Raw genomic sequence first — 14,943 nt, 5'->3', positions numbered from 1 at the left:
CTACCGCCGGGCACTCCCCAGCCCGACCCCTCCGAGGATCAGCGCCATGCACAGCAGCTGCGCCGGTCCGGTCCGCTCGCCCAGCAGCAGGAGGCCGAGCCCGGCCACGCAGACCGGCTGGAGGTAGTAGACGACTCCCGCGCGGGCCGCCCCGATCATCGAGACGGCCTTGTTCCAGGCGAAGAAGGCGACGGCCGAGGAGAACACCCCGACGTACAGCAGCGGTCCGACCGTCCCGGCGGTGACTTCGAAGCCGCCCTGGACGGCGACGGAGACGGCGTAGGCGGGTGCCAGCATCAGCGCGCCGAGCACGAAGGTGGTGATCAGGAAGGCGAGTCCGCCGAGTTCGGCGGGCTTGCGCCGCAGCAGCGCGCTGTACGTGGCGAAGGAGAGGGCGGCGGCGAACATCCACAGGTCGCCGGCGCCGAAGTCGAAGCCGATCGAGCCGTCCCCGACGAGCAGCAGCACTCCGAGGGCGGCGAGCAGCAGGCCGAAGGTCCGCCGCTTGCCGAGCCGTTCGCCGCCGAGGCGGGCGTAGAGCGCCATGATGACGGGCGAGGCGGCCATGATCATGCCCATGTTGGAGGCGGAGGTGGTCAGTCCGGCCTGGTGCACGAGGGTGTTGTAGAGGGTGACGCCGAACAGCGAGGCGAGGGCGACGAAGCCGAGGTGGCGCCGGATCAGGGCCCGCTGCTGCCATGCCTGCCGGGCGGCGAAGGGGGCGACGGCGAGCAGGGCGATGATCCAGCGCCAGAAGACCGCCTGGACGGGCGGGACGGTCTCGGCCATGCCCCGGGTGGCGACGAAGCTGCCGGACCAGACGACCGTCGCGAGCAGTGCGAGGAGCACGCCGAGCCCGGCGGCACCCTTCCTGCCGGTGCTGCCGGGCTCGGCCTGCGAGACGGTACGGACGCGGTCCATGACGGCCACTGTGGGTCTGCTCCTCGGAGTCGGCGGGTGGTGCGTTCGCCCTACCGTCGCACCCCTTCATCCATCAGGTCCATCGAAATGTTCTGATCGTTCTTTTCAGGAGAACTGAACGATTTGGCGGTGCGGGCGGCTGCCAGCTGACCGGCCACGGTGGCCCCGAAGGCGATCGCCATCCCGACGAGCTGGACGGGCGAGAGCGCCTGCCCGAGCGCGGCCCACCCGATGACGGCGGCGGTGAGCGGGGAGAGCGGGCCGAGCAGGGTGACCGAGGTGGCGCTGAGGGCTCCGATGCCGCGGAACCACAGCCAGTACGCGATACCGGTGTTGATCAGCATCATGTAGCCGTAGCCGAGGAAGGCCTTGCCGTCGAGCGCGGGCGGGGCCCCCTCGACCAGGGCGGCGACCGGAATGATGAACAGCCCGCCCGCGGTGAGCTGCCAGCCGGTCATCGCCAGCGGCCCCACCCCCTCGGGGCGGCCCCAGCGCTTGGTCATCACGGTGCCGGCGCCCATGGAGGCGGAGGAGATCACACCGGCGATGACGCCGACCGCGTCCAGCTTCGCCTCGGCGGTGAGGACGACCATGCTCACGCCGAACGCACCGACGACGGCCGCCAGCACGGTCCGCAGGCTCGCCCGCTCGCCGAGGACGAGTGCGGCCAGCCCTACGACGAACAGCGGGCCGGCGGCGCCCAGTACGGCGGCGACCCCGCCGGGGAGCCGGTAGGCGGAGAGGAACAGCAGCGGGAAGAAGGCGCCGATGTTGAGGATGCCGAGGACCGCGGACTTCCACCACCACTGGCCCTTGGGCAGGGTGCGGGCGAGAGCGGTCAGCAGCAGCCCCGCGGGCAGGGCCCGCATCACCCCGGTGAACAGCGGCCGGTCGGGCGGCAGCAGTTCGGTGGCCACCGCGTAGGTGGAGCCCCAGGAGATGGGGGCGAGGGCGGTGAGGGCGACGGTGGCTAAACGCTTCATGGCGGGTGGCTCCTCGGTCGGATGGGGCGAGCGGGCCGGGCGGGCCCGTACTCGATCGCCAGTAAGTAGCTTACTGCTAAGCTACTTACCGTCAAGCAACTTTCTTGCGAACGATCTCGGGGAAGCCGGATACTGCACCCATGAGTGACGACAAGGACGCGGTGGACGCGATCACGGCCCAGTGGTTCGCCGTGCGCCCCGACCTGGAGACGGCTCCCATGGCCGTCTTCGGACGCATCTACCGGATCGCCAAGGCCATGGGCGACGCGATGGAGCAGTGCTACGGGCGCTTCGGCATCTCGCGCGGCGAGTTCGACGTCGTCGCCACCCTGCGCAGGTCGGGCGACCCCTACACCCTCTCGCCCCGCCAGCTCTCGGCCACGCTCATGCTCACCACGGGCGGCATGACCGGGCGGCTGGACAAGCTGGAGAAGGCCGGACTGCTCGTCCGCAAGCCCGATCCGCACGACCGGCGGGGGCTCCAGGTGACGATCACCGACCGCGGCCTCGCGCTCGTCGACGAGGCCGTCACGGCCGGGCTGGAAGTACAGCGCGCCGCGCTCACCGGGCTGACCGACGAGGAGATCGCCGTACTCACCGGCCTGCTCCGCCGGCTGCTGGCCGGCACCTGAGGACACGACAAGGCGCCGGGGGTCGCCACACGGCCGATTCGCATCGGCGGTGCGGACCCCCGGCGCCCGGGAAGTTCCGCTGGTCCCGGCCCCTCGGGGCCGGACCGGCTCAAGCCTGCTTCGGCTTCCTGTCCGACTTGTCGAGGACCATGACGAGACCCACGATGACCAGGAAGATCACGATGGGCAGGGCCACGTACAGGCCGACGGTCTCGCCAATGCTCAGGCCCGGGCCCGGGTCGTCACCGTCGTCGCGGGTGAGCGCGAGGGCGGGAGACGTCATCAGCAGCATCATCAGCGCGGTTCCGGCCGTGACGGCGCCGGCGCGCAGAGCGTTCTTCTTGTCCACGGTGCAAACGTAGCGAACACCTAAACGGCGCGCGCGCCCGGGGGTGCCGTACGGGTTCGCACGCCCTCCCCCACCGCGCCCAACAGGGCGTTCGCCCGAGGCGAGGCCACCAGCTCCTCCAGTGTCAGCGGCCGCCCGGCGGCATCGGCGACCGGCAGCCGCCAATTGGGGTACTGGTCCCAGGTGCCCGGCAGGTTCTGCGGCCGCCGGTCCCCGACCGCGTCCGGCAGCCACACCCCGACCAGCCGCGCCGGGGTGCGCAGCAGGAAGGCGTACAGGGCCCGTACGGCGGCCTCCTCGCCCTTGGTGTCCAGCCCCAGCCCGTCCAGCAGCTCCAGCCACTCGGCGGTGTCGGCGGCGTCCTCGGCCCGCTCCAGCTCGGCCGGGCGGGTCAGCAGGCCGAGCCGGTCGCGCAGTTCCACATGGCCCCCGGCGAGCTTGGCGGCCGTCGGCGGCAGGTCGTGCGTGGTGACGGTGGCCAGGCAGTCGGCCCGCCAGGCCTGTGGGGCGAGCGGGCTCCCGCCGCCGTCCCAGTCCCGCTCGAACCAGAGCACCGAGGTGCCGAGCACCCCGCGCCGGGCCAGCTCCTGACGGACCCGCGGCTCCACCGTCCCGAGGTCCTCGCCGATGACCAGCGCGCCCGCCCGGTGCGCCTCCAGGACGAGGATCGCCAGCATGGCCTCGCCGTCGTAGCTGACGTAGGCGCCCTCCGCGGGCGGGGTCCCCTCCGGGATCCACCAGAGCCGGAACAGCCCCATCACGTGGTCGATCCGCAGGGCGCCCGCGTAGCGGAACACTCCGCGCAGCAGCGACCGGAAGGGCGCGTAGCCGGTGGCGGCCAGCACGTCCGGGCGCCACGGCGGCAGCCCCCAGTCCTGGCCGCGCGCGTTGAAGGCGTCCGGCGGCGCGCCGACCGAGATGTGCCCGGCGTAGCAGGAGGATCCCCAGACGTCGGAACCCTGCGGGTGCACCCCGACCGCGAGGTCGTGGACGATGCCGACCGCCATGCCGGCCTCGCGGGCGGCCCGCTGCGCGGCGGCGAGCTGGCCGTCCGTCAGCCAGACCAGCCAGCGGTGGAAATCGCTGCCCTCCTTCGGGTCCTCCGCCCCCGCGTGCCCGGCGCACCAGGTGGCGTGCACGTCCAGCGCAGGGCCCTGCTCGGCGCAGAACGCCCGGTAGTCGGCTTCGCGTTCGGGCGTGCGCGGGACGGCGTACAGCAGCTCCAGGGCGGACCGCTTGAGCTCCCAGACGGCGTCCCGGTCGATCAGCGCGCCCTTCTCCAGGACCTGGCGGCGCAGTTCGCCGCCGCGTGCGGCGAGCTCGTCGAGGACCGTGCGGTCGGGGCAGTGGGCGTACTCGGGGACGTCCTCGATGCGCAGGTGCACGGGGTCCGGGAAGCGCCGCGAGGAGGGCCGGTACGGGGAGGGGTCGGTCGGGGCCCCGGGCACGGCCGCGTGCAGCGGGTTGACCTGGATGAAACCGGCGCCGTGCGTGCGGCCCGCCCAGCGGGCGAGCTCCGCGAGGTCACCGAGGTCGCCCATGCCCCAGGAGCGCTCGGAGAGCAGGGAGTAGAGCTGGACCAGCAGCCCGTAGGCCCGCGCGGGCGCGGCCGGCGCCCGCTGCGGGGCCACGACCAGGGTGGCATCGGCGGTGCGCCCGTCGGGGGCCTCGGCGGTGAGCCGGTGGACGCCGAGGGGAAGTCCGGGGCCCCACGCGAGCACCGCGCCCGTCTCCTCCTCCACCACCCGCACGCGGGTGCCCGGCGGCAGCCCGGCGGGTTCCGGGGCCACGGGCTCCCCCTGCCAGAGCACCACCGTGGGCGGCAGCAGCCGCCCGGCAGCCTCCCGCTCGGCGGACTCGGCGCCCACCCGGATGCTTCTCGCGTCGTCGGTGACCACCCCCAGCAGTCCGAGGACCGCCCTGACGGTGGTCTCCGGCACCGGGACGGTGACGTCGGCGGCGGGCCGGTAGTCGGTGGCGACGCCGTACTGGGCGGCGAGCCGGGCCAGGTCGTCCATCTGCGGGCGCTCCTTCGTGCGTGCGGGCATGAGGGCATGAGGATGTGTCAGAAGCGTGGTGCACGGAGGTCGGACGCCGCCGGGGAACACCGCGTCCATACCCACTCGGAGGCACCGCATTCCTGGTACATCCGGGGCAGATCACCCACTCGCATTGACACTCCAGCCGCACGGATGGTGGGCTCAAGCTCATTCGTACGAGTGGGGGACGTCTCGCGACGAGGAGGCTCTGTGCAGCTCAGGGGCAGGAGGCGGAACACCGCCGTCGCTGCGGCGGTGATCGGCACGCTGCTGGGCGGCGCCGTGGCCTCCGCGCCACCCGGGAGCCTCGCGGCGCCCTCCGCACCGACCGGACCGGGCCGCGTGCCGGCCTCCGGAATCGCCCTCGGGGGGCCCGCGCTGGACCCCGGCGCCGACACGCCCCGGGCGGCCACCGAGGGGCCCGCCGTCTGGCCGCGGCCGCAGTCGATGACCGCCGATCCGGCACGCGAGCTGCCGCTGGGGGCCGAGGCCGTACTCGTCGCCCCGGCCGACGCCGACCCGTACGCGGTCCAAGTGGTGCGCGACTCCCTGCGCGCCGCGGGCGTACGGACCGTCCACGAGCAGGCCCCCGGGACCCCGCTGCCCGCGCGCGGCACCGTCGTACGGCTCCAGGAGCCGGGCGCGGAGGAGGCCCTGCGGGCGCTGGGCGCGACCGCGCCGTCGGACCTGCCGCCCGGGGGCTACCGCCTCGCCGTCGGGCGCCACGCGGGCCGGGACACGATCGCGCTGTCCGGAGTCGGGGAGGACGGGCTGTTCCACGCGGCGCAGACGCTGCGCCAGGTACTCGCGGCGGGCGGCGGGAAGGCGCCCGGAGTACTGGTGCGGGACTGGCCGGCCGCCCCGGTGCGCGGCATCACCGAGGGCTTCTACGGGCAGCCGTGGACCCGGGAACAGCGCCTCGCCCAGGTGGACTTCATGGGCCGCACCAAGCAGAACCGGCTGCTGCTCGCGCCCGGCGACGACCCGTACCGCACGACCGCCTGGCGCCAGGACTACCCGCAGGAGCAGCAGCAGGAGTTCCGCGCACTGGCCGAACGGGCCCGCGCCAACCGGATAGTCCTCGCCTGGGCGGTGACGCCCGGGCAGTCGATGTGCCTGTCCTCGGAGGCCGACCGGGCCGCGCTCACCCGCAAGCTGGACGCGATGTGGGACCTCGGCTTCCGCGCCTTCCAGGTGCAGTTCCAGGACGTCAGCTACACCGAGTGGGGCTGCCGGGCCGACCGGGACCGGTACGGGAAGGGCCCGGCGTCGGCCGCCAAGGCGCACGCGGAGGTCGCGGGCCGACTGGCGGCGCACCTGGCCGCCCGGTACCCGGGGGCGCCCGCGCTCTCCCTGCTGCCCACGGAGTACTACCAGGAGGGCGCCACCGCCTACCGGACGGCTCTGGCGGGCGCGCTGGACCCGCGGGTGGAGGTCGCCTGGACGGGTGTGGGCGTGGTCCCGCAGACCATCACGGGCAAGGACCTGGCAGGGGCGCGCTCCGCCCTCGGGCACCCGCTGATCACCATGGACAACTACCCGGTGAACGACTGGGATCCGGGCCGGATCTTCCTCGGCCCGTACACGGGCCGTGACCCGGCCGTGGTGGGCGGTTCGGCGGCACTGCTGGCCAACGCCATGCCGCAGGGCACCCTGTCGCGGATCCCGCTGTTCACGGCGGCTGACTTCTCGTGGAACCCGCGCGGCTACCGGGCCGGCGAGTCCTGGGCCGCGGCGGTGCGCGACCTGGCGGGCTCCGACCCGCGCACGCGCGAGGCGGTCGCGGCGCTGGCCGGGAACACCGCCTCGTCGGGTCTGGGGCAGGAGGAGTCGGCCTACCTCAAGCCGCTGGTCGAGCAGTTCTGGCGGGCCCGCGCCGCGGGTGATCCGGCGGCCGGTACGGCGCTGCGCAGGGCGTTCGCCGTGCTGCGCGAGGCCCCGGGCCGACTGCCGGCCCTCTCCGGCGAGGCCGGACCCTGGCTGGAGCGCCTGGCGCGCTACGGAACGGCGGCCGAGCTGGCGGTGGACGTCCTGCAGGCCCAGGCCCGCGGGGACGGGGCCGCCGCCTGGGAGGCCTCCCGCGCCCTGACCGAGGCACGCGAGGCACTGAAGGAGCAGGGCACGGCCCAGGTGGACAAGGCGGTCCTGGAGCCCTTCCTCGCGAAGGCGGCGTCGGAGGCCGACGCCTGGACCGGGGTCACCCGCAGGACGGGCACGGTCACCAAGGAGGCCGAGGCCTGGACCGTACGGCTGGAGGCCCCGCGCCCGGTGTCGGCGGTGACGGTGATGACCGAGCCGCTCCCGGCGGGGGCGCGGGGCGCCGTGGTGGAGGCGCACGTACCCGGCGAGGGCTGGCGCAAGGTCGCCGACGCCGCCGCCGCGGGCTGGACCCAGGTGGACACGGCGGGGCTGAGGGCGGACGCGGTACGGCTGTCCTGGGCCGGGGCCGAATCGGCGCCGGCGGTGCACCAGGTGGTGCCGTGGTTCGCGGACGGCCCGCGGGCCCGCTTCGAGCTGGCCGACCGGGCCGCGGTCGACGCCGAGATCGGCGGCACCCCGCAGCGGGTATCGGCTCAGCTGTCGGCCCTGGGCCCGGGCGAGGTCCGCGGACCGCTGTCGGCGCGGCCGCCGGCCGGCATCGAGGTGCGCCTTCCGCAGAGCGCGGTGGTCCCGCGCGGCGGCCAGGCCTCGATCCCGCTGGAGGTCAAGGTGGCCCCGGGCACCGCGCCCGGCAGCTACCGGGTGCCGGTGACCTTCGACGGGGAGTCGCGCACCCTGACCGTGCGCGCGGTGGCCCGTACCGGCGGCCCGGACCTGCTGCGGACCGCGCGGGCGACTTCCTCGGCGAACGAGACCGCCGACTTCCCGGCCCCGGCGGCGGTGGACGGCTCGGCGGGCACGCGCTGGTCGTCACCGGCGGTGGACGGTGCGTGGTGGCAGGCCGAGCTGCGCGCCCCGGCCCGGGTGGGCCGGGTGGAGCTCCACTGGCAGGACGCGTACCCGTCGGCGTACCGGGTGGAGACCTCCGCGGACGGGGTGACCTGGCGGCCTGGCGCGGCCGTCTCGGCCTCCCGCGGCGGGCGCGAGTCCCTCCGGCTGGACGCCCCGGACACCCGCTTCCTCCGGATCACGTGCGAGACCCGCGCGACGCGCTACGGCTGCTCCCTCTGGTCGGCGGAGGCCTACGCGGTAACCCCCTGACCCCGCCCCACTCCGGCCCCGCCGCCCCACCCAAGCCCCGCCGGCGTTCGAGGCGCGGGGTCCGGGGCGGCGCCCCGGGAGGCCGGGCCGCAGGTCACCGACGGGCGCAACCCCGCACCAACCCGCGGCCCCAGCGGGAGCTAACCGGCCGCGACCCCGATCCGCTCCAACGCATCCTCCGCCCCGTACGGCTGGAGGTACGGCATCCACCGCGGATCCCGGTGCCCCGTACCGATGATCCGCCACGCCAGCCCGGACGGCGGCGCCGGCTGGTGACGCAGGCGCCAGCCGAGTTCCAGCAGGTGCCGGTCGGCCTTGACGTGATTGCAGCGGCGGCACGCGGCGACGACGTTGTCCCACGCGTGCTGACCGCCCCGGCTGCGCGGGATGACATGGTCGACGCTGGTGGCGACGGCCCCGCAGTACATGCAGCGGCCGCCGTCCCGCGCGAACAGTGCGCGACGGGTGAGTGGAACGGGCCCCCGGTAGGGGACCCGCACGAAGCGCTTGAGCCGTACCACGCTGGGCGCGGGGACGACCCTTGTCGCGCTGTGCAGATAGGCGCCGGATTCCTCCAGGGAGACTGCTTTGTTCTCCAGGACGAGGACGAGCGCGCGGCGGAGCGGTACGACGCCGAGGGGCTCGTACGACGCGTTGAGGACCAGGACGTGCGGCACGGACTGCCTCCTTGTACGCCGGCGGCGCGTGGCTCGCGCCGGGACGATCTGCTCTCCAGTCTCTCCTTACGGCTGGTCGAAACGCCACCACGCGCCCGTAACGGGTCCGAGGTGTTTTCAACCACACCCAGTCATCCCCGGGTGAGTCTGGTCTCTCCCTCGAACACGGCACCAAGGTGAAGGGATTGCCCCGTTAGTGTGGTTGGTCTGCCCCGCATACCCCCGGGTTCCGTCCGGGGGTACCCCCGGTTCCGCGGGCAGACCGCTATACCTGGAGGTTCCCGTCGTGCCCTGGCCCGCCGCTCTGCTGCCGCAGGCAGCCGAAGTTCCGGACGCGCCCGCATCGGTCAAGGAGGCGCAGGCGAGCGTCAACGAGGCTGCCAGCTTCATCGAGCAGAACTGGGCCACCTGGCTGAGCATCGGCCTGCGGATCCTGCTGATCGTCGTGATAGCGGCGGTGATCCGCTCGGCGGTCCGCAAGGCCCTGACCAAGCTCATAAACCGGATGAACAGCAGCGCCGAGGCGGTGGAGGGCACCGCTCTGGGCGGTCTGCTGGTCAATGCCGAGCGGCGGCGCCAGCGTTCGGAGGCGATCGGCTCGGTGCTCCGGTCGGTGGCCTCGTTCCTGATCCTCGGCACGGCCGCGCTGATGGTCCTGGCCGCCCTGAAGATCGATCTGGCCCCGCTGCTGGCGAGTGCCGGTGTGGCCGGTGTGGCGATCGGTTTCGGTGCCCGGAACCTGGTGACGGACTTCCTGTCCGGCGTCTTCATGATCATGGAGGACCAGTACGGAGTCGGGGACAAGATCGACGCGGGCGTGGCCTCGGGCGAGGTCATCGAGGTCGGCCTGCGCGTGACCAAGCTCCGCGGCGACAACGGTGAGATCTGGTACGTCCGCAACGGCGAGATCAAGCGCATCGGCAACCTCAGCCAGGGCTGGGCGACCGCGGGCGTGGACGTGCAGGTCAAGCCCTCGGAGAGCCTGTCCAGGATCCGCGAGGTGGTCAAGGAGGTCGCCGACTCCATGGCCAAGGAGTCCCCGTGGGACGAGCGTCTGTGGGGTCCGGTGGAGGTACTGGGTCTGGACGAGGTGCTGCTCGCCTCGATGACCGTGCGCGTGTCCGCCAAGACCATGCCGGGCCAGCAGTTCGCGGTGGAGCGGGAGCTGCGCTGGCGGATCAAGGAGGCCTTCGACGCCGCGGGCATCCGGATCATCGGCGGCATGCCGGCCGCCGACGAGGACGAGGAGGCCCCGGTGGACCCGTCGGCCTCGGTCGCCGCGCCGTCCGCCCTGTCGAACCCGGCCTCCCCGCAGTCGCTCGCGACCACTCCGATCCCGCCGCCGGCCGGCCCCCGGATCACCAAGTAGCCGTACGGGCACCGCACCACCCCTCCCCCCTGCCCCGCAGGTCATTGGCGAAATGACAGAGCCTGCGGGGCAGCGGCATTGACACACTTCAACAGGTGATAGGAAACTTACCTAACAGATCACCTCGGTGAGGGAGAGCCGCTCGATGCCCGCCGCCACGCCCGGAACGCCCAGCCTGTTGCGCGCCATGAACGACCGGGCCGCACTCGAACTCCTACTGACGCACGGCCCGCTCTCCCGGACCCGGATCGGGCACCTGACCGGCCTGTCCAAGCCCACCGCCTCCCAGCTGCTGGCCCGTCTGGAAGCCGTCGGACTCGTCGTCGCCACCGGCACGGACGGCGGCCGCCCCGGCCCCAGCGCCCAGCTCTACGCGATCAACCCGCGGGCCGCGTACGTCGGCGGCCTCGACGTCACCCCGGAGCGGGTGCTGGCCGCCGTCGCCGACATCACGGGCACGGTGGTCGCCACCCACGAGCTCCCCTACACCGAGGGCGCCGAGGCCGTCGGCCAGGTGACCGAGGCCCTCGGGGAGGCCGTCAAGGCCGCCGGGCTGCACCGCTCCGACCTGCGCCGGGTGGTCATCGCCACCCCGGGCGCCTTCGACCCGCAGACCGGCCGGCTGCGCTACGCCAGCCACCTCCCCGGCTGGCACTCCCCCACCCTGCTGGAGGACCTGGCGGCGGCCCTGCCGATGCCCGTCGAGTACGAGAACGACGTCAACCTCGCCGCCGTCGCCGAACAGCGGCTCGGGGCCGCCCGCGGCCACGAGGACTTCGTCCTGCTGTGGAACGAGGAGGGCCTCGGCGCCGCCCTGGTGCTGGGCGGCCGGCTGCACCGCGGCTGGACCGGCGGCGCGGGCGAGGTGGGCTTCCTGCCCGTGCCGGGCCGCCCCCTGGTCCGGCAGGTCACCCGGGCCAACTCCGGCGGGTACCAGGAGCTGGCAGGAGTGGAGGGACTGCCCCGGCTCGCCGCCGAACTGGGCGTCGAACCCCCGGCCGCGTCCGCCTCGCCCGATGGGGCCGATGCCGCCGATGCGCCCGGGGCCCCCGCCGGGTCCGGGACCCCGCACGGCCCGGAGGTCGCCGCCGCCGTCGCCCTGCTCACGCGGGCCGCCGACGCGCCCGAGGGGGCGAGCCTGCGCTTCCTCCAGTCGTACGCCACCGCGCTCGCCACCGGTCTCGCCTCGGTCGTCGCCGTACTGGACCCGGAGATCGTGGTCCTGTCCGGGGCCGCGATCAGCGCGGGCGGCGAGCCGCTGCGCGCCCTGCTGGAGGCGGAACTCGCCGAACTGGCCCCCTCCCGGCCCCGGCTGGTCCCCGGCGAGGTACGGGAACACCCGGTCCTGCACGGGGCGCTGGAGAGCGCACTGGCCGCCACCCGTGACGAAGTGTTCGACACCTCCGGCTGACCCCGCACACACCCCGCACACCCCGCCCGCCCCGCACACCGCCGCGCCCCACCCCGCGCACCCCTCACGCCCCACGCCCCACCCCGCGCACCGCCGCGCCCCACCCCCACAGGCACCCCCCACGGAAGTTCCTCCCGCAGAGAGCGAGCCCCGCCATGCCCAGAACCGGACGCACCGCACGCCTGACCACCGCGACCGCCCTCCTCGCGGCGATATCCGCCCTCGCCACGGCCTGTACCGGCCAGAGCGCGGACACCGCCTCCGACGACCCGAAGGCGGACGTCACCCTCAACTTCTGGCACGGCTGGTCCGCGCCGAGCGAGGCCAAGGCGATCGAGGACAACATCGCCCGGTTCGAGAAGGCCCACCCGAACATCAAGGTCAAGGTCACCGGCAACATGACCGACGACAAGATCAACCAGGCGCTGCGCGCGGGCGGGGACAAGGCCCCCGACGTGGTCTCCTCCTTCACCACCGACAGCGTGGGCAAGTTCTGCAACTCCCGCGCCTTCGCCGACCTGAACCCCTTCCTCGAGAAGTCCGGGGTGGACAAGACGAAGGTCTTCCCCAAGACCCTGCTGGAGTACACGGAGTTCAACGGCAACCAGTGCACGCTGCCGCTGCTCAACGACGCGTACGGGCTCGTCTACAACAAGACCGCCTTCGCGGCCGCCGGCATCACCGAACCCCCGAAGACCTGGAGCCAGTTCGTCGAGGTCGCACAGAAACTGACCAGGCCCAAGGGAGACTCGTACGAGCAGGTCGGCCTGATGCCCACCTTCCACGGCTACGAGACCACCCCCATGCGGCTCGCCGCGCAGTGGAGCCCCACCTACTTCGGCGCCGACGGCAGCTCCAACCTCGCCGCGGACCCGGCCTTCGCGAAGATGCTGACCGCGCAGAAGGACCTGGTGGAGAAGCTCGGCGGCTACGAGAAGCTGGAGCGCTTCCGCAACACCTTCGGCGACGAATGGGGCGCCGAACACCCCTTCCACACCGGCCAGGTGGCCATGCAGATCGACGGCGAGTGGCGCGCCCCGATGGCCAAGGAGGCCGGCGTCACCTTCGAGATCGGCACCGCGCCGCTGCCCGTCCCCGACGAGCAGGCCGCCGACTACGGCAAGGGCTACCTCTCCGGCACGATCATGGGCATCGCCGCGGGCAGCGCCAAGCAGAACGCCGCCTGGGAGCTGGTCAAGTACATGACCACCGACACCGAGGCGGTGGTGGCCTTCGCCAACGCCATCCACAACGTGCCGTCCACGCTCGCCGCCCTGGAGTCCCCCGACCTCCGGGTGACGCCTGAGTTCAAGACCTTCCTCGACATCGCCCGGCACCCGAAGTCCAGCACCACCCCGGCCAAGGCCGACGGCGGCACCTACCAGCTGACCTTCCAGGACTTCGCGTACGCCGTCGAGAAGGGCGATGTCACCGACATCCCGGCCGGTCTCGCGAGGACCGACCAGCAGATCGACACGGACATCGCGAAGGCGAAGTAGCCCGATGCCCGGCACCGGCACCCGCCCCCTGCGGTCGAAGCAGCGACGCTCCGCCCTGCGCACCGCGGCCTTCATGTCCCCCTGGCTGATCGGCTTCTCGGTCTTCTTCGTCTACCCGCTGCTGTCCACCCTGTACTTCTCCTTCACGCAGTACGACGGCTTCCGGCAGCCCTCGTTCAACGGCGTGGACAACTGGAGCTACGTCTTCTCGGACTATCCGCTGTTCTGGCCGGCGATGCGCAACACCCTGTGGCTGGTCCTGGTGATGGTGACCTGCCGGGTCGCCTTCGGCCTCGGCATCGGACTGCTCATCACGAAGATCAAAACGGCGACCGGGGTCTTCCGGACCCTGTTCTACCTGCCCTACCTCGCGCCGCCGGTCGCCGCGACCCTGGCCTTCGTCTTCCTGCTGAACCCCGGCACCGGCCCGGTCAACACGCTGCTGGACGCGGTGGGGCTGCCCACCCCCGGCTGGTTCACGGACGCCGACTGGTCCAAGCCGGCGCTGACCGCCCTCGCACTGTGGGGGGTGGGCGACCTGATGGTCATCTTCATGGCCGCACTGCTCGACGTACCGAAGGAGCAGTACGAGGCCGCCGAGCTGGACGGGGCCGGGGCCTGGGCGCGGTTCCGGCACATCACCCTGCCCAACATCTCGCCGATCATCATGTTCGCCGTGGTCACCGGGGTCATCCAGGCCATGCAGTACTACGCCCAGCCACTGGTGGCGGGGAAGGTCGCGGCCGGGGTCATCGGCGGCTCGGGCCAGCAGTTCGAGCCGGGCTACCCCGACAAGTCCACCCTGACCCTGCCCCAGCTCGTCTACAACCTCGGGTTCCAGCGCTTCGACTACGGCACCGCGTGCGTCGTCGCGCTCGTCCTGTTCGCCCTCTCCATGGCCTTCACCGCGCTCCTGATGCGGCGCCGTGGCGGTCTGATCGGAGCCGGTGGATGAGCACGCGCACGCACGACGGCGGCAGCAGAAGCAGCAGCAGCAGCAGCAGCGAGGAAAGCGGCAGCGGCCGGAGATCCTCCCGGGCGGTCCTGCACTGGGTCGGGGTGCACTCGCTCGGCGTGGCCGCCGCCCTCTTCTTCGTCCTGCCCTTCGTCTTCCTCCTCCTCACCTCCCTGATGGGCGACCGGCAGGCGCTCACCCGCGACCTGTGGCCCCACACCTGGGAATGGGGCAACTACGCGAAGGTCTGGCACACCCCGGGATTCCTGACCTGGTGGCGCAACACGCTCCTCTACGCCGGAGTGGGCACCCTGTTGACCGTGGTCTCCTCCGTGCCCGTCGCGTACGCGCTCGCCAAGTTCCGCTTCCGCGGCCGGCGGCTCTCGCTGCTGCTCGTGATCGCCATGATGATGCTGCCGCCCCAGGTGGTGGTCATCCCCATGTACCTCTTCTGGGCCAAGCAGCTCGACCTGTCCGGCACCCTGTGGCCGCTGATCATCCCGATGGCCTTCGGCGACGCCTTCTCCATCTTCCTGCTCCGCCAGTTCCTGCTGACCATCCCCGACGAGTACCTGGACGCGGCCCGCGTCGACGGCTGCGGCGAGGTGCGCACCCTGCTGCGGGTGGTCCTGCCGATGGCCAGGCCCGGCATCGCCGCCGTCGCGCTCTTCCAGTTCTTCTCCGCCTGGAACGACTACTTCGGCCCGCAGATCTACGCCTCCGACAACCCGGCCGCATGGACCCTCAGTTACGGACTGGAGTCCTTCAAGGGGGCGCACCACACCAACTGGAACCTGACCATGGCCGCGACCGTACTGGTCATGGCACCGGTGATCGTCCTCTTCTTCTTCGCCCAGAAGGCGTTCGTCGAGGGAGTCACCCTGACCGGCGTGAAAGGCTGACGACG

The 14,943-nt window shown here is 72.8% G+C and carries 12 protein-coding genes; 7 read left to right on the top strand and 5 right to left on the bottom strand.

What is annotated here, in order from left to right; all coding sequences use genetic code 11:
* Both B6R96_RS23190 and B6R96_RS23185 read right to left on the bottom strand, forming a co-directional pair.
* On the bottom strand, window positions 1-921 hold the full coding sequence (locus B6R96_RS23190; RefSeq protein ID WP_051778989.1) for a DMT family transporter: 921 nt from the start codon (window positions 919-921) through the stop codon (window positions 1-3).
* 50 nt (window positions 922-971) lie between these two features.
* Window positions 972-1,904: an EamA family transporter gene (locus B6R96_RS23185; RefSeq protein ID WP_081523541.1), complete on the bottom strand. Its 933-nt coding sequence runs from the start codon at window positions 1,902-1,904 to the stop codon at window positions 972-974.
* 140 nt (window positions 1,905-2,044) lie between these two features.
* Between B6R96_RS23185 and B6R96_RS23180 the strand changes: the two genes are divergently transcribed.
* The gene (locus B6R96_RS23180; RefSeq protein ID WP_081523540.1) at window positions 2,045-2,536 is read left to right on the top strand and encodes a MarR family winged helix-turn-helix transcriptional regulator; all 492 of its coding nucleotides are present in this window, start codon (window positions 2,045-2,047) and stop codon (window positions 2,534-2,536) included.
* Between the two features lie 109 nt (window positions 2,537-2,645).
* Here B6R96_RS23180 and B6R96_RS23175 read toward each other — a convergent pair whose 3' ends face one another.
* Window positions 2,646-2,885 (bottom strand): hypothetical protein, encoded by a 240-nt coding sequence (locus B6R96_RS23175; protein WP_030384723.1) that lies wholly within the window; start codon window positions 2,883-2,885, stop codon window positions 2,646-2,648.
* A gap of 20 nt (window positions 2,886-2,905) precedes the next feature.
* Window positions 2,906-4,933, bottom strand: coding sequence for a 4-alpha-glucanotransferase (locus tag B6R96_RS23170; RefSeq protein ID WP_081523539.1), 2,028 nt, complete (start codon window positions 4,931-4,933; stop codon window positions 2,906-2,908).
* A 201-nt stretch (window positions 4,934-5,134) separates the two neighbouring features.
* On the opposite strand from B6R96_RS23170, the gene B6R96_RS23165 reads away from it, so the two are divergent.
* Window positions 5,135-8,125: a beta-N-acetylglucosaminidase domain-containing protein gene (locus tag B6R96_RS23165; RefSeq protein ID WP_203351647.1), complete on the top strand. Its 2,991-nt coding sequence runs from the start codon at window positions 5,135-5,137 to the stop codon at window positions 8,123-8,125.
* Between the two features lie 140 nt (window positions 8,126-8,265).
* On the opposite strand, the gene B6R96_RS23160 is transcribed toward B6R96_RS23165, so the two are convergent.
* A complete protein-coding gene (locus B6R96_RS23160) occupies window positions 8,266-8,802 on the bottom strand; it encodes an HNH endonuclease (protein WP_030011969.1) in 537 nt (178 codons plus the stop codon).
* Between the two features lie 286 nt (window positions 8,803-9,088).
* Between B6R96_RS23160 and B6R96_RS23155 the strand changes: the two genes are divergently transcribed.
* From B6R96_RS23155 to B6R96_RS23135, 5 genes are all read left to right on the top strand, one after another.
* On the top strand, window positions 9,089-10,171 hold the full coding sequence (locus B6R96_RS23155) for a mechanosensitive ion channel family protein (RefSeq protein WP_078972214.1): 1,083 nt from the start codon (window positions 9,089-9,091) through the stop codon (window positions 10,169-10,171).
* Between the two features lie 145 nt (window positions 10,172-10,316).
* A complete protein-coding gene (locus B6R96_RS23150; RefSeq protein ID WP_081523537.1) occupies window positions 10,317-11,582 on the top strand; it encodes an ROK family transcriptional regulator in 1,266 nt (421 codons plus the stop codon).
* 155 nt (window positions 11,583-11,737) lie between these two features.
* Entirely contained in the window at window positions 11,738-13,081 is a 1,344-nt protein-coding gene (locus B6R96_RS23145; protein WP_030384728.1) for an ABC transporter substrate-binding protein, read from the top strand.
* Between the two features lie 4 nt (window positions 13,082-13,085).
* Window positions 13,086-14,036 (top strand): carbohydrate ABC transporter permease, encoded by a 951-nt coding sequence (locus tag B6R96_RS23140; RefSeq protein WP_053177824.1) that lies wholly within the window; start codon window positions 13,086-13,088, stop codon window positions 14,034-14,036.
* The gene (locus tag B6R96_RS23135; RefSeq protein WP_081523536.1) at window positions 14,033-14,938 is read left to right on the top strand and encodes a carbohydrate ABC transporter permease; all 906 of its coding nucleotides are present in this window, start codon (window positions 14,033-14,035) and stop codon (window positions 14,936-14,938) included. The genes B6R96_RS23140 and B6R96_RS23135 overlap by 4 nt, the downstream gene beginning before the upstream one ends.
* Window positions 14,939-14,943 lie beyond the last annotated feature (5 nt).

It is taken from the genome of Streptomyces sp. Sge12 (genome assembly GCF_002080455.1).
Taxonomy (GTDB): Bacteria; Actinomycetota; Actinomycetes; order Streptomycetales; family Streptomycetaceae; genus Streptomyces.
Note: the sequence above shows the minus strand (reverse complement) of the source record. Positions and strands in the feature narration are given on the sequence as shown.

Coding starts and splice junctions, on each gene's coding strand:
- B6R96_RS23190 (WP_051778989.1), bottom strand. CDS start 921: ATGGACCGCGTCCGTACCGTCTCGCAGGCCGAGCCCGGCAGCACCGGC.
- B6R96_RS23185 (WP_081523541.1), bottom strand. CDS start 1,904: ATGAAGCGTTTAGCCACCGTCGCCCTCACCGCCCTCGCCCCCATCTCC.
- B6R96_RS23180 (WP_081523540.1), top strand. CDS start 2,045: ATGAGTGACGACAAGGACGCGGTGGACGCGATCACGGCCCAGTGGTTC.
- B6R96_RS23170 (WP_081523539.1), bottom strand. CDS start 4,933: ATGCCCGCACGCACGAAGGAGCGCCCGCAGATGGACGACCTGGCCCGG.
- B6R96_RS23150 (WP_081523537.1), top strand. CDS start 10,317: ATGCCCGCCGCCACGCCCGGAACGCCCAGCCTGTTGCGCGCCATGAAC.
- B6R96_RS23145 (WP_030384728.1), top strand. CDS start 11,738: ATGCCCAGAACCGGACGCACCGCACGCCTGACCACCGCGACCGCCCTC.
- B6R96_RS23140 (WP_053177824.1), top strand. CDS start 13,086: ATGCCCGGCACCGGCACCCGCCCCCTGCGGTCGAAGCAGCGACGCTCC.
- B6R96_RS23135 (WP_081523536.1), top strand. CDS start 14,033: ATGAGCACGCGCACGCACGACGGCGGCAGCAGAAGCAGCAGCAGCAGC.